The sequence below is a fragment of the Staphylococcus sp. SA22 genome (assembly GCF_054165785.1).
The window spans coordinates 70,957-88,058 of sequence record NZ_JBSZQY010000007.1 but is presented as its reverse complement, the minus strand read 5'-3'; the positions used below and the strand labels follow the sequence as shown (position 1 = coordinate 88,058).

Here is a 17,102-nt window from a genome sequence, read left to right as displayed (position 1 = left end):
TTTGACATTGCGCTACTTTATTTCTTTTTGAATCTCTTCCCAATTTCCACCAGACATAGTTATTTTATTAGTTTTATTTTCTAACTTACCATCTTCTCCAATTTCAGATGGAGAAACACTGTCTTTATAAAAATACATCATTTTCGATCCAGGTATTTTTTTCATTGTGTCATTGGTTGGTATTTGTAAATCCCATGAATATTTATTAACATTTTTTGTGCTTTTCTTATCATAATAGGCAATAAAGTCAGATTTCATGCTTTTCTTAATTTCAGGATATTTATTAATTAAATTTTGTAACTGTTGATCGAATGCATCACCTTTTAAGTGCATAACAGGTTTGAATTCTTTTTTGAACTTATCCAGATCATCGATACTATCTGTTCTGAAATTCAAGTATTGCCTTGTAACGCCGTTAAATTCTTGTTTCTTTTGAAGTTTTTCATTCATGGCATAATAACCATTTTTCTCAACTTCTGATTTAAATTTTAATCGAGCTTGTTCAATTTCATGTTCATAACGTTTGTACATCATGGCTGCAACGGCCGCTGATGTTTCATTTATATGACCAGGTGTAAATGTTGAAATAGTTATGCTATTTCCAGATTCAACAAAAAGCAATTGGAGTTGAAAAGGAACGTCATAATTGATAGTACCAACCACTGAGATACCATCTACCTTACTTTTCTCGCTAAATCCAGATTTATTAGTATAGGCCTCAACTAAATTAATTTTACAATCATAACCAAAGGTGTCTTTCACGTAGTCTTTGTATTTTTTGATCGCTTCATCTTTATGTTTTTTCGGAAATACTTCATTTCTTTTTTTATGCTCACCAATATATTGACCATCATAATCTTTGACGCTAACCGTCTTTGGGATATCTTTTGTTTGGTTCTTTGGTATGAAAGAGCAACCGCTTACTATGATTGATGTGCATAATAAGATTCGCATAATTTTTCTCATATCTTCATTAGCTCCTTTGTATTAGCTGTTTTTCAGTTGATAGGCAAATTATACAAAAACTAAAATAATGTTATTCAATATTATTATAAGCTAATATTGATTATATTAACTAATATTAATTAAATTAACAAAAAACATCATTAATTATTAATTGCATAAATCCTTATCTGAAATTTTCGAATCAAGAACGCAAATTATAAGCAACCACGTCATATATAGTTTCTACTTATAAATAAATTGATTATTTATATTAGACGCTTATGTCATGAGAGCGTAACCTTAAATGTAATTACTAATAAGGGGTGAGGATAGAATGAATTATTCGCCGAAGCAAGGTGTAAGGAGTCATGGCTTACCACACGATCCATTTAAAAGTAGTACAGTACCACGTCCAATAGGGTGGATCTCTACTGTATCGAAAGATGGGAAAGATAATTTAGCACCTTATAGTCAGTATCAAAACTTAACTTGGGATCCACCTATGGTTATGTTCGCAGCAAATCAATCTGTTCTTGGTGATCATGAGCGTAAAGATACAGTAAAAAATGCAGAAGAGACAGGATGGTTTGTATGGAACATGGCCACGTATGATTTAAGAGAAGCTGTTAATTTATCGTCGAAGGCACTACCACCTGAAGAGGATGAATTTGAATATGCAGGTGTGACGAAAGAAGCATGTATAGAAGCACCAGGTTATCGAGTCAAAGAATCGCCAGTACATTTTGAATGTGAGTACGTTCAAACTATTTGTATTCCGACAGGAGACCCTGTATCAACAGTTGATATTGTTATAGGAAGAGTTGCTCAGGTTCATATTGACGATAAGGTCATTCTTGATAACGGTAAATTAGACATTAAGTCGATTAAACCTATTGCTAGGTTAGGATATTATGATTACACGGTTGTGAATGAAATATTTGAAATGAAAGCACCATCAGCTTCTAAAGAAGAGCTTGCAGGTTTAGAAGGAAGGAATTTTGATAATCAATCAGATAACAAAAAATAATGAATTCAATCATTTTCAATACATCGAAACTACACGTTGAAATTAGTTTCGATGTATTTTTATATTTCAAAACCGGGAAGCGATATGTCGCTATATTTATAATTTTAAAGAAGAATTTTTTAGAAATTCAGATATATAACACTAGGTTTATTGAAAATATATTGATATTACTTTAATATTAAAGATGTATTATAAATATAATATTTATCTTTTAGTTGTAAATTGACTGTTAATGAATAAAAGGTGGATGATAAATACATTTTAATAAAAAGAAGTTTTTACCAAATAAATAAAAGATGTCCAAGACGATAAGCACTGATTTTCAAAATTATATAAACATAATAAGGCATGTTATTCAGAATATAGTTAAAAAATTATACTAAATCCCACACAATAAAGAAAGCGATTTCATCAAAGAATATACTTTTGAGAAAAATTGGATTTTGACAAATTAAGTATTTTTTATTTGAAAAAAGAGTTGTATTAAATTGAATAGTGGCATATATTATAATCTAATGAATGTAAAGATAATACAAGGAGTTATTACATGAGTAAAAGACAGAAAGAATTTCATGACAGCTTAGCAAACGAAAAAACAAGAGTAAGACTTTATAAATCTGGAAAAAATTGGGTGAAATCCGGAATTAAAGAAATAGAAATGTTCAAAATAATGGGACTACCATTTATTAGTCATAGTATAGTGAGTCAAGATAATCAAAGCATTAGTAAAAAAATGACGGGATACGGACTGAAAACTACAGCGGTTATTGGTGGTGCATTCACGGTAAACATGTTGCATGACCAGCAAGCTTTTGCGGCTTCTGATGCACCATTAACATCTGAATTAAATACACAAAGTGAAACAGTAGGTAATCAAAACTCAACGACAATCGATGCATCAACATCAACAGCCGATTCCACAAGCGTAACGAAAAATAGTAGTTCGGTACAAACATCAAATAGTGACACAGTCTCAAGTGAAAAGTCTGAGAATGTCACTTCGACAACTAATAGTACAAGCAATCAACAAGAAAAATTGACATCTACATCAGAATCAACATCCTCAAAGAATACTACATCAAGTTCTGATACTAAATCTGTAGCTTCAACTTCAAGTACAGAACAACCAATTAATACATCAACAAATCAAAGTACTGCATCAAATAACACTTCACAAAGCACAACGCCATCTTCAGCCAACTTAAACAAAACTAGCACAACGTCAACTAGCACCGCACCAGTAAAACTTCGAACTTTCAGTCGCTTAGCTATGTCAACATTTGCGTCAGCAGCGACGACAACCGCATTAACTGCTAATACAATTACAGTTAATAAAGATAACTTAAAACAATATATGACAACTTCAGGTAATGCCACTTATGACCAAAGTACCGGTATTGTGACGTTAACGCAAGATACTTACAGTCAAAAAGGTGCCATTACATTAGGAACACGTATTGACTCTAATAAGAGTTTTCATTTTTCTGGAAAAGTAAATTTAGGTAACAAATATGAAGGGCATGGAAATGGTGGAGATGGTATCGGTTTTGCCTTTCCACCAGGTGTATTAGGTGAAACAGGGTTAAACGGTGCCGCAGTAGGTATTGGTGGCTTAAGTAACGCATTTGGTTTCAAATTGGATACGTATCACAATACATCTACGCCAAATTCAGCTGCAAAGGCGAAAGCTGACCCATCTAATGTAGCTGGTGGAGGTGCGTTTGGTGCCTTTGTAACAACAGATAGTTATGGTGTTGCGACAACGTATACATCAAGTTCAACAGCTGATAATGCTGCGAAGTTAAATGTTCAACCTACAAACAACACGTTCCAAGATTTTGATATTAATTATAATGGTGATACAAAAGTTATGACCGTTAAATATGCAGGTCAAACATGGACACGTAATATTTCAGATTGGATTGCGAAAAGTGGTACGACCAACTTTTCATTATCAATGACAGCCTCAACAGGTGGTGCGACAAATTTACAACAAGTACAATTTGGAACATTCGAATATACAGAATCTGCTGTTACACAAGTGAGATACGTTGATGTAACAACAGGTAAAGATATTATTCCCCCAAAAACATATTCAGGAAATGTTGATCAAGTCGTGACAATCGATAATCAACAATCTGCATTGACTGCTAAAGGATATAACTACACATCTGTCGATAGTTCATATGCATCAACTTATAATGATACAAATAAAACTGTAAAAATGACGAATGCTGGACAATCAGTGACATATTATTTTACTGATGTAAAAGCACCAACTGTAACTGTAGGCAATCAAACCATTGAAGTGGGTAAAACAATGAATCCTATTGTGTTGACTACAACGGATAATGGTACAGGGACTGTGACAAATACAGTTACAGGATTACCAAGCGGATTAAGTTATGATAGTGCAACGAATTCAATCATTGGGACACCAACAAAAATTGGTCAATCAACAGTGACAGTAGTATCTACTGACCAAGCAAATAACAAATCGACGACAACTTTTACAATAAATGTTGTGGATACGACAGCACCAGCAGTGACGCCAATAGGAGATAAATCATCAGAAGTTTTTTCTCCAATATCACCGATTAAAATTGCTACGCAGGACAATAGTGGTAATGCAGTAACAAATACAGTCACAGGATTGCCGTCTGGATTAACATTCGACAGCACAAATAATACTATTAGTGGTACACCAACAAACATTGGTACAAGTACTATTACAATCGTTTCCACAGATGCGAGTGGTAACAAAACGACAACCACTTTTAAATATGAAGTAACAAGAAATAGTATGAGTGATTCCGTATCAACATCGGGAAGTACCCAACAATCACAAAGTGTGTCAACAAGTAAAGCTGACTCACAAAGTGCTTCTACGAGCACATCTGGTTCAATAATGACTTCAACATCAGTTAGTACTTCGAAATCAACAAGTACAAGTTTATCTGATTCAGTGAGTGCATCTAAGTCATTAAGTACATCTGAAAGTAATAGTGAATCAAGCTCAACAAGCACAAGTTTAGTAAATTCACAAAGTGTATCATCAAGCATGTCAGGTTCAGTTAGTAAATCAACATCATTAAGCGATTCTATTTCGAACTCTAGCAGTACTGAAAAATCCGAAAGTCTATCAACAAGTACATCTGATTCATTGCGTACATCAACATCGTTAAGTGATTCAGTAAGCATGAGTACATCAGGAAGCTTGTCTAAGTCACAAAGCTTATCAACAAGCACATCAGATTCGGCTAGTACATCACAATCGGTAAGTGATAGTACATCAAATTCAATTAGTACATCAGAATCATTAAGTGAGTCAGGTAGTACATCAGAATCTATAAGTATTTCTAATAGCATTTCGAATTCAGTGAGTGCATCAACAAGCAAATCAGATTCACAAAGTACATCAATATCATTAAGTACAAGCGATTCTAAATCGATGAGTACATCAGAGTCATTAAGCGATTCAACGAGCACAAGTGATTCAGTATCTGGATCATTAAGTGTAGCGGGGTCACAAAGTGTCTCAACAAGCACATCAGACTCAATGAGCACGTCTGAAATGATAAGCGATTCTATGAGTACAAGTGGATCATTAGCTGCATCAGACAGTAAATCAATGTCTGTAAGTAGTTCAATGAGCACGTCTCAGTCAGGTAGTACATCAGAATCATTAAGTGATTCGATAAGTACATCGGATTCTGACAGTAAGTCATTATCATTGAGTACAAGTCAGTCTGGCTCAACAAGCACATCAACATCAACAAGTAGTTCAGTACGTATGTCGGAATCACAAAGTACATCTGGTTCAATGAGCACAAGTCAATCCGATTCAACAAGCATATCAACGTCGTTTAGTGATTCAACGAGTGATAGCAAATCAGCTTCAACTGCATCAAGTGAATCAATATCACAAAGTGTATCAACAAGTACATCTGGTTCGGTAAGTACTTCGACATCGTTAAGTACAAGTAATTCAGAACGCACATCAACATCTATGAGTGATTCCACAAGCTTAAGTACATCAGAGTCTGATTCAACGAGCGACTCAACGTCGACGAGCGATTCTATCAGTGAAGCGATATCTGGTTCAGAGAGTACGTCTATATCATTAAGTGAATCAAATAGTACAAGTGATTCAGAGTCGAAAAGTGCATCTGCTTTTTTAAGTGAATCATTAAGTGTAAGTACGTCTGAATCAACATCAGAGTCAGTGAGTAGTTCGACAAGTGCGAGTACGTCATTATCAGACAGTACATCAGAATCTGGTAGCACTTCAACATCATTAAGTAATTCAACAAGTGGTAGTGCGTCCATTTCAACATCGACAAGTAACAGTGAATCAACGTCAACGTTTAAGAGCGAGAGTGTTTCAACATCACTGAGTACGTCAACGAGTACAAGTTTGTCTGACTCTACAAGTTTGTCAACATCATTAAGTGATTCCACAAGTGATAGTAAGTCTGATTCATTAAGTACATCAATGTCGACAAGTGATTCAATCAGTACAAGAAAATCAGAGTCATTAAGTGCATCGACATCATTAAGCGGTTCAACGAGTGAGAGTGAATCCGGCTCAACATCATCAAGTGAAAGTACATCCGAATCAACATCAATGAGCCTGAGCGTGTCCCAATCAACATCAGGAAGTACAAGTTTGTCAACATCAGAAAGTTTGTCTGACTCAACGAGTACATCATTGTCACTGAGTGCCTCAATGAATCAAAGTGGTGTAGACTCAAACTCAGCAAGCCAAAGTGCCTCAACCTCAACAAGTACAAGCACGAGCGAATCCGATTCACAAAGCACATCATCATATACAAGTCAGTCTGGCAGCACAAGTGAATCCACATCGACATCAACGTCACTAAGCGATTCAACAAGTATATCTAAAAGTACAAGCCAATCAGGTTCAACAAGCACATCTGCATCATTAAGTGGTTCAGAAAGCGAATCCGATTCACAGAGTATATCAACAAGCACAAGTGAGTCAAAATCAGAAAGTACATCAACATCGCTCAGTGACTCAACAAGTACAAGCAACTCAGGATCAGCAAGTACGTCAACATCGCTCAGTAACTCAGCGAGCATTAGTGAATCCGATTCGTCGTCAACATCATTAAGTGATTCAAAGTCAGCGTCAATGCAAAGCAGTGAATCCGATTCACAAAGCACATCAACATCATTAAGTAATTCACAAAGCACATCAACATCAAACCGAATGTCTACTATTGCAAGTGAGTCAGTATCGGAAAGTACATCAGAATCTGGCTCAACATCAGAAAGTACAAGTGAATCCGATTCAACATCAACATCATTAAGCAATTCACAAAGCACATCAAGAAGTACAAGTGCATCTGGATCGGCAAGTACATCAACATCAACAAGTGACTCTCGTAGTACATCAGCTTCAACTAGTACTTCGATGCGTACAAGTACGCTTGATTCACAAAGTATGTCGCTTTCAACAAGTACATCAACAAGTGTGAGTGATTCAACGTCATTATCTGATAGTGTGAGTGATTCAACATCAGACTCAACAAGTACGAGTACATCTGGTTCGATGAGTGCGTCTATATCGTTAAGTGATTCGACAAGCACATCAACATCGGCTAGTGAAGTAATGAGCGCAAGCATATCTGATTCACAAAGTATGTCAGAATCTGTAAATGATTCAGAAAGTGTAAGTGAATCTAATTCTGAAAGTGACTCAAAATCGATGAGTGGTTCAACAAGCGTAAGTGATTCTGGCTCATTGAGCGTCTCAACGTCATTAAGAAAATCAGAAAGTGTAAGCGAGTCTAGTTCATTGAGTGGCTCACAATCGATGAGTGATTCAGTAAGCACAAGCGATTCGTCATCATTAAGTGTATCGACGTCACTAAGAAGTTCAGAAAGCGTGAGTGAATCTGATTCATTAAGTGATTCAAAATCAACAAGTGGTTCGACTTCAACAAGTACATCAGGTTCATTGAGCACTTCGACATCATTAAGTGGTTCAGAAAGTGTAAGCGAGTCTAGCTCGCTAAGTGATTCAATGTCAATGAGTGATTCTACTAGTACAAGTGACTCCGACTCATTAAGTGGATCAATATCTTTAAGTGGTTCCACAAGTCTTAGCACTTCTGATTCATTAAGTGATTCAAAATCATTGAGTAGCTCGCAAAGTATGAGTGGATCAGAATCAACGTCAACAAGTGTGAGCGATTCGCAGTCAAGCTCAACAAGTAATAGTCAATTTGACTCTATGAGCATCAGTGCATCAGAAAGTGACTCAATGTCTACAAGCGATTCGTCTAGCATCAGTGGATCAAATTCAACGAGTACATCACTTTCAACATCTGATTCAATGAGCGGAAGCGTATCAGTTTCAACATCGACAAGTTTAAGTGACTCAATATCAGGTTCAATAAGTGTAAGTGACTCGAGCTCAACGAGTACATCAGAGTCGCTAAGTGATTCTATGGCACAAAGCCAGTCAACAAGCACAAGCGCATCAGGTTCGTTAAGCACATCGATATCATCATCAATGTCAGCAAGTGCAAGTACATCGAAATCACAAAGCACGTCGGTGTCGACGTCATTATCAACATCAGACAGTATAAGTGATTCGACTTCAATAAGTATCAGTGGTTCACAAAGTGCTGTAGAATCAGAATCTACAAGTGATTCAACTTCTATCAGTGACTCAGAATCATTGAGTACATCTGGCTCAACAAGTGGTTCAACTTCAACAAGCACATCAGAATCATTAAGTACGTCAGGTTCAGGTTCAACGAGCGTATCCGAATCATTAAGTACGTCAGGTTCAGGTTCAACGAGCGTATCTGACTCATCGAGTACGTCTAGTTCCTTAAGTACATCTGGTTCAACGAGTGTATCTGACTCAACATCAATGAGTGACTCAGAATCAGTGTCAACAAGCGCATCAACGTCATTAAGTACGTCTAATTCGGAAAGTGCGTCAGTTTCAATAAGCGACTCAACATCATCAAGTATGTCTAACTCAATGTCAATGAGTACATCAGAATCTAACTCAATACATCCGTCAAATTCGATGAGTACGAGTCAGACTCATTTCACGAGCACATCTATTTCAACAAGTGAGTCCATAGCACCAAATACAAATGAATCTCAGTCAACATTAAGTGCGACATCTGTATCATCAAAACATGATGCTGAACCTGCGCAACGTGAAGAAAGATTGCCAGATACAGGTGACTCAATAAAACAAAATGGATTACTAGGTGGCGTTATGACATTATTAGTTGGTTTAGGTTTAATGAAGAGAAAGAAAAAGAAAGATGAAAATGATCAAGATGATTCTCAAGCATAAATTGAATTTATAGCTGGCTAAAATTAAAAAGACTGGGGCGTTGTTCACTAAAAAATCTATATCAGATTTTAATAATTAGTGAAATATCCTTAGTCTTTTTAATGTTTTTGATATAAAAGAGGTGTAACATGTTAAAACTTTTACAACAATACGAATATAAAATTATATATAAACGTATACTTTACACATGTTTTATCTTGTTTATTTATATATTAGGTACAAATATTTCTATCGTTTCGTATAACGATATGCAAGTAAAACATGAGTCGTTTTTTAAAATAGCTATTTCTAATATGGGTGGAGACGTTAATACTTTAAACATTTTTACTTTGGGATTAGGTCCGTGGCTAACATCAATGATTATCTTGATGCTGATTTCTTATCGGAATATGGATAAATACATGAAACAAACAAGTCTTGAGAAGCATTATAAAGAGCGCATCTTAACATTGATTTTAAGTGTTATTCAAAGTTATTTTGTGATTCATGAATATGTTTCGAAACAACGTGTTCATCAAGACAATATTTACTTAACAATATTGATTTTGGTTACTGGAACGATGTTATTAGTTTGGTTAGCTGACAAAAATAGTCGTTACGGCATCGCAGGACCAATGCCGATTGTAATGGTTAGCATTATTAAATCAATGATGCATCAAAAAATGGAATATATAGATGCAAGTCATATTGTGATTGCGTTGTTAATCATCCTTGTGATAATCACATTGTTTATCCTATTATTCATTGAATTAGTAGAAGTTAGAATTCCGTATATTGATTTGATGAATGTCTCGGCTACAAATATGAAATCTTATTTGTCTTGGAAGGTTAATCCTGCAGGCAGTATTACATTAATGATGAGCATTTCAGCTTTTGTTTTCTTAAAAAGTGGCATTCATTTTATTTTATCAATTTTTAATAAAAGCATATCAGATGACATGCCAATGCTGACGTTTGATAGTCCAGTAGGTATTTCAGTATATTTAGTGATTCAAATGTTATTGGGTTATTTTTTATCGAGATTTTTAATAAATACAAAACAAAAATCAAAAGACTTCTTGAAAAGTGGCAATTATTTTTCAGGAGTTAAACCTGGTAAGGATACAGAACGTTATTTAAATTATCAAGCAAGACGCGTATGTTGGTTTGGATCGGCATTAGTTACAGTCATTATTGGTATACCGCTTTATTTCACATTGTTTGTACCGCATTTATCTACTGAAATTTATTTCTCAGTACAACTGATTGTATTAGTTTACATCAGTATTAATATTGCAGAAACAATTCGTACATATTTATATTTTGATAAATATAAGCCATTTTTAAACCAGTATTGGTAAGGAGGTAATTATGAAATACTTTATTCCAGCTTGGTACGATGACCAACGATGGTGGCAAGACACGACTGTGCCGTATTATCAGATGCAAAATAAGACGGAATTTGACGATATGATTAGTTTAATGGGGATGCACCTTGAAAATAATTTAGATTATCAACTGATTGTTCTCAATCATGCGCCGAATATAAGAACATTTTTACATCGATATGATTTGTATGAAACAAAGTATTGGTCTGTGTTTGATGAAATTCAAGGATTCAGTCACCATGCGCCACAAGCGATTAATTATCATCACTTAAAATGGCCGGATGATGTTGAGTTTGTGTACACGCCGTATTTATTAAAATGTGTGACGAGTGAACAGACCTATACAAATATTTATTTTAGTCAAGAAGGATATTCAATTTGGTTTGAAGAATTTGAAAGAGATCAGTTACAACGGCGTTATATTTTTGATGACAGAGGTTATTTATCAGCTATACGTTATTTTGATAATCAGGGAGAGGCTTCTTACCAAGAATATTTAACGATTAATGGAGATTGTGTGCTTTATGAAAACTTAAAAAATGGACGAGTCACTGTTTCAAAAAGATATCAACATCACTATCAACAAACAGAATATAACAATATGGCTCAACTAATTGAAGAAAAATTTCAAGCAATGATTGCACAACAAATACATGAAGATGATCATGTGATTGTGGCTTCAGATGCTAGGCACAATCGACAAATAGCCAATCATATTCCGGCGAAATTATTAAGTTATTCATTTTTTAAAAATAGAAATGAAACTGTGTCAGATGAGGAATATCAATCTATCGTAAAGAATGCCCATTTAATTGTTGATAGTGTGCAACTAGAACGTGATTTAATTAGTCATCAAGAGAAGTATCAGCGAGAGAATACAATGATTCGAATCACGCCATTTGAAACGAGACAATCACCTAATATAAGTAGTCAATTGATGGAAACATTTATAGGTGTATGGATAGATGGTATGAGTGACGCTGATTTGCAACAAATGATGCAACGACTTGTGGATTATATCGCACAAGAAGATAATTACCGTTTAATTTTATTAACGCGCCATCAAAATGACATACCGATGTGGCTTCGTGAATGTATTGCGTCGGTAAATGAGGAATACCAAGCTAAACAGAATGCGGATGTTAATGTTTCAGCATTAATGACACCTGAAGATCAAGATGACATCATTGCTGTTAAGACGATACATGCTGAACATGATGTTGTAGAAGCATTGCGGACGTTGCGACTTGTGATAGATATGTCAAAAGAACCTGATTTGTATTTACAAATTAGTGCAATTAGCGCTGGGATTCCACAAATTAATGGTCAACAAACAGATTACGTCTCTGATTATGACAATGGCCGTATTATAAATACAGTTGATGAATTAGATGATGCGTTAAATTATTATTTGTTTTATTTGAAAAATTGGAATTATGCGTACGCCTATTCTTTAAAATTAATAGATGCATATGCTTCTAAGAATATTATTAATCAGCTCGATGAGTTAATAGAAGGTGAAAATGATGCCACGTAAATTTAGAGTTTTGCAAATTGGAGGAGACGATTTAGAACCTATTTTCCAACACAAAAAAGGTGTGAGTTGGGATTACTTCGATATTGGATTGTTTGAATTTGATAGTGGTTATGTAGAGGCTATTGAAGCGATTGTTGAAGCAGAAGGGCGCTTTGATTTTATCTATATTCAAGCACCATACTCGGAGACATTAACGAATTTATTACGAATGATAAGCGAACCATACAATACGTATGTTGATGAATCATTTTGGTCAGTTGAATATGAACAAGACGAAAATGTCCAAAAATACGTTGTTCAACCATTACATTACCGGAACATTGAAGAACGTAATAATAAATTAGAGGCAGTTAGCTTCTCAGGACAGTATGGAGATAAGGTTTCTCCTAAGTTAGCACTTGTTCATCCGAATTTTAAAGGAGATGTCGTTTACCAAGGTAATTCAGAGCTCACGTTGAGTGGAGAATTTGGAAAAGAATTTAAACCTATCGCATCTTGGCAAAATAATCTCGTTTACGATAAAGATAAAGTTATTCAAATATGGCCAGAATTTGATATTGATGGTGCGGTCGAGTTGCAATATACATTTAGATTGATTCAGACTGGCGCTGATGGTGCATTAATTGAACAAATCGTATTGACTGATGATATGTTAGACAGTCCTTTAGAGATACCTACGAAACCATTTGATGCTTATATAAGTGTAACTGTTAAGGCGCGTGGGAACGGGACGGTACATTTAGGACCTATACACAAACGATGGTCTAGATTAGACATGGGTCAATTTTTACTCGGTGGTAGTCGTTTCGTAGATAGTCAACGACAGGAATTTATTTATTATTTCCACCCTGGTGATATGAAACCACCACTAAACGTATATTTTAGTGGTTATCGAACAGCGGAAGGTTTCGAAGGATATTATATGATGAAACGTATGAATGCACCGTTTTTACTTATCGGCGATCCTCGTGTTGAAGGTGGTAGCTTTTATATCGGTTCATCTGAATATGAACAAGGTATTATCAATGTTATTGACGAGACATTAGAAAAGCTGAATTTTAAATCACATGAATTAATATTATCTGGTTTATCTATGGGTTCATTTGGTGCCTTGTATTATGGTGCTCAGTTAAATCCTCAGGCAATTATTGTTGGTAAACCACTTGTTAATATTGGAACGATTGCTGAACATATGCGATTACTTAGACCAGAAGAGTTCGGTACAGCATTAGACGTCCTGGTGTCTAATGAAGGTGATACATCTCAAGCGTCGATACAGGCATTAAATCAAAAATTTTGGCAAACATTCCAAAAGAAATCATTGTCACAAACTGTTTTTGCCATAGCATATATGCAACATGATGATTATGATCCACATGCATTTCAAGAGCTACTACCTGTATTGACAGCACACCAAGCAAGAGTGATGAATCGCAGTATTCCTGGGCGACATAATGATGATTCACCTACCATTGCAAGTTGGTTTGTTAATTTTTACAACATTATTTTGGAAGACAAGTTTGGGAGAGTTCAACATGCTGAAAAACAAAACATTTAAAGTTACTTGGAATTATATTTCACAAACTACATTTATGTATGGCTCAAAAGTATCATTTTCAAATGGTGAAGTGACTTTTATAAATCCTTTGATGCCCTCTGGATTACCGATTCATGAGTGGTTGATGTTAAAACAATTTTCAAAATATAAAAGTGCGCCAAGTTTACCAATTTTGCGTAGAGGACAGCATTATAAATTGCATTTTGATTTTGATGCAACGCCTGCTGGTTCAGTGTATTTTATCATCATTTTTTATAATAAAAATGGCACAAAACTAAGTACTGAGATTGTAAAGTCAAATAGTATTACGATTCAATATCCTGATGAAGCCTATGCTTATAAAATAAAAATGATGAATGCAGCATCGACGAGTCTTATATTTAGATGTTTAACAATTACAGAGATGACGCATCAAGATGATTTAGAGTATAAAAGCATGCGGGTGACGAAGATAGGCGATGACCAATATGGAAATGATAGGATCAATGTCATTATTGCAGAACCATCTGACGCCTATCCAACTATTTCGAATGATTTTTTGAAACCGTTTGGTCATGTTTGGCTCGTTGAACGTTGGATGGACGACAATATCGAGGGAAATATTAAGCAACTAAAGAATGATTTGCAAAGTCAAGATACCATAAAGGCTATTAACTTGATTAGTTATGGGTCAAAGTCAAATGTTTTTGCAACTTATGTCGCTCAGCATTTAGATTGCAAAGTGTATCGTACAAGCCATGAAGATGATGATTTAAAAGATTGGTTTAAAGAACATGTCCCAGGAAATCATGAACTAAAAGATACAAATGTCGAGGTTTATTTTAAAGAAGAGCAAGACAACCATCTAAATTATATGTCACGTTTAATGAATCCAGTACGATTTTTAGATTACTTAGATGTATCGAAACTGAATGGTGGGGAAGTAAATGAAACATAAACTAGATGTTACGATAAACGAATTAAGACTAAAGTCGATTAGAAAAATAGTGAAACGCATCAATACATGGAGCGATGAAGTTAAATCATATTCTGATGATGCGTTAAAACAAAAGACAATAGAATTTAAAGAACGTTTAGCATTAGGAGTTGATACACTAGACACATTGTTACCTGAAGCTTATGCAGTGGCACGTGAAGCGAGCTGGAGAGTATTAGGTATGTATCCTAAAGAAGTTCAGTTAATCGGAGCGATTGTATTGCATGAAGGTAACATTGCGGAGATGCAAACAGGCGAAGGTAAAACATTAACAGCAACGATGCCTTTATATTTAAATGCACTTTCGGGAAAAGGAACATATTTAATTACAACGAATGATTATTTAGCGAAGCGTGATTTTGAAGAGATGCAACCATTATATGAATGGTTAGGTTTAACTTCTTCATTAGGTTTTGTTGATATTGTGGATTATGAGTATTAAAAAGGGGAAAAACGTAATATATATGAACATGATATTATATATACAACTAATGGACGTCTCGGTTTTGATTATTTAATTGATAATTTGGCAGATAGTGCGGAAGGAAAATTTTTACCACAATTAAATTACGGTATTATTGATGAAGTGGACTCAATCATTTTAGATGCTGCTCAAACACCATTAGTTATTTCGGGTGCACCAAGATTACAATCAAATCTATTTCATATTGTGAAAGAGTTTGTAGATACATTGATTGAAGACGTGCATTTTAAAATGAAGAAGACCAAAAAAGAAATATGGCTGTTAAATCAAGGTATTGAAGCGGCACAATCATACTTTAATGTTGAAGATTTATATAGCGAACAAGCGATGGTCTTAGTGCGTAATATTAATCTAGCACTGCGCGCGCAATATTTGTTTGAATCTAATGTCGATTATTTCGTATATAATGGTGATATTGTTTTAATTGACCGTATTACAGGTCGTATGTTACCGGGAACTAAGTTGCAAGCTGGACTTCACCAAGCTATTGAAGCGAAAGAAGGTATGGAGGTTTCAACAGATAAAAGTGTTATGGCAACAATTACCTTCCAGAATTTATTTAAACTTTTTGGATCATTTTCAGGTATGACAGCTACAGGAAAATTAGGCGAATCAGAGTTCTTTGATTTGTATTCAAAAATAGTCGTACAAGTACCAACTGATAAAGCGATTCAACGTATCGATGAACCAGATAAAGTGTTTCGTTCAGTTGATGAGAAAAACATCGCGATGATTCATGATATAGTTGAACTTCATGAAACGGGGCGACCGGTTTTACTCATAACGAGAACTGCTGAAGCGGCTGAATACTTTTCGAAAGTATTATTCCAAATGGATATTCCTAATAATTTACTCATTGCGCAAAATGTTGCAAAAGAAGCGCAGATGATAGCTGAAGCAGGGCAAATTGGTTCCATGACTGTTGCGACTAGTATGGCAGGTCGAGGCACAGATATTAAACTTGGTGAAGGTGTCGAAGCATTAGGTGGATTAGCTGTTATTATTCATGAACATATGGAAAATAGCCGTGTAGACAGGCAATTACGTGGCCGTTCTGGTAGACAAGGGGATCCAGGATCATCTTGTATATATATTTCACTAGATGATTATTTAGTTAAGCGATGGAGCGATAGTAATTTAGCGGAAAATAATCAATTATATTCATTAGATGCACAACGATTATCGCAAAGTAGTTTGTTTAATCGCAAAGTTAAGCAAATTGTAGTTAAAGCGCAGCGTATCTCGGAAGAACAAGGGGTTAAAGCTCGTGAAATGGCTAATGAATTTGAAAAAAGCATTAGTATACAGCGAGATCTTGTATACGAGGAACGCAATCGAGTTTTAGAAATAGATGATGCTGAGAATCGAGATTTTAAAGCGTTAGCTAAAGATGTATTTGAAATGTTTGTAAATGAGGAAAAGGTGCTAACAAAATCGCGTGTTGTCGAGTATATTTATCGAAATTTAAGTTTCCAATTTAATAAAGATGTGGCTTGTGTTAATTTTAAAGATAAGCAAGCAGTAGTGACATTTTTATTAGAGCAATTTGAAAAGCAAGTAGCTTTGAATCGTAAAAACATGCAAAGTGCATATTATTATAATATTTTCGTTCAAAAAGTCTTTTTGAAAGCAATTGATTCATGTTGGTTAGAACAAGTCGACTATTTACAACAATTAAAAGCAAGCGTTAATCAACGACAAAATGGGCAACGTAACGCTATTTTTGAATACCATAGAGTTGCATTAGATTCATTTGAAGTTATGACACGAAATATCAAAAAAAGAATGGTGAAAAATATTTGTCAAAGCATGATTACATTTGATAAAGAGGGTATGCCAGTTATACATTTTCCATAAATG

At 34.9% G+C, this 17,102-nt stretch carries 7 protein-coding genes and 1 pseudogene; 7 read left to right on the top strand and 1 reads right to left on the bottom strand.

All coding sequences use genetic code 11. The features are described from left to right. Nucleotides 1-12 precede the first annotated feature (12 nt). Nucleotides 13-966, bottom strand: a complete 954-nt coding sequence (locus tag ACXQH5_RS07945; RefSeq protein WP_458067111.1) for a hypothetical protein — start codon at nucleotides 964-966, stop codon at nucleotides 13-15. A gap of 313 nt (nucleotides 967-1,279) precedes the next feature. Between ACXQH5_RS07945 and ACXQH5_RS07940 the strand changes: the two genes are divergently transcribed. From ACXQH5_RS07940 to secA2, 7 genes and pseudogenes are all read left to right on the top strand, one after another. Beyond that, nucleotides 1,280-1,972, top strand: coding sequence for a flavin reductase family protein (locus ACXQH5_RS07940; protein WP_001109870.1), 693 nt, complete (start codon nucleotides 1,280-1,282; stop codon nucleotides 1,970-1,972). Nucleotides 1,973-2,519: 547 nt separating this feature from the next. After that, nucleotides 2,520-9,320 (top strand): serine-rich repeat glycoprotein adhesin SasA, encoded by a 6,801-nt coding sequence (gene sasA / locus ACXQH5_RS07935; protein ID WP_057504553.1) that lies wholly within the window; start codon nucleotides 2,520-2,522, stop codon nucleotides 9,318-9,320. A 128-nt stretch (nucleotides 9,321-9,448) separates the two neighbouring features. After that, complete coding sequence (gene secY2 / locus ACXQH5_RS07930; RefSeq protein WP_000916113.1) at nucleotides 9,449-10,660, top strand: accessory Sec system protein translocase subunit SecY2; 1,212 nt, start codon at nucleotides 9,449-9,451, stop codon at nucleotides 10,658-10,660. 10 nt (nucleotides 10,661-10,670) lie between these two features. Further along, complete coding sequence (gene asp1, locus ACXQH5_RS07925) at nucleotides 10,671-12,224, top strand: accessory Sec system protein Asp1 (protein ID WP_000873217.1); 1,554 nt, start codon at nucleotides 10,671-10,673, stop codon at nucleotides 12,222-12,224. Further along, nucleotides 12,214-13,782, top strand: coding sequence for an accessory Sec system protein Asp2 (gene asp2 / locus ACXQH5_RS07920; RefSeq protein ID WP_001137486.1), 1,569 nt, complete (start codon nucleotides 12,214-12,216; stop codon nucleotides 13,780-13,782). Before asp1 ends, asp2 begins: the two co-directional genes overlap by 11 nt. Then, nucleotides 13,760-14,719: an accessory Sec system protein Asp3 gene (asp3, locus tag ACXQH5_RS07915; protein WP_000916734.1), complete on the top strand. Its 960-nt coding sequence runs from the start codon at nucleotides 13,760-13,762 to the stop codon at nucleotides 14,717-14,719. Before asp2 ends, asp3 begins: the two co-directional genes overlap by 23 nt. Beyond that, a pseudogene (gene secA2, locus ACXQH5_RS07910) lies at nucleotides 14,709-17,099 on the top strand (accessory Sec system translocase SecA2). Before asp3 ends, secA2 begins: the two are co-directional and overlap by 11 nt. Nucleotides 17,100-17,102: the final 3 nt, after the last annotated feature.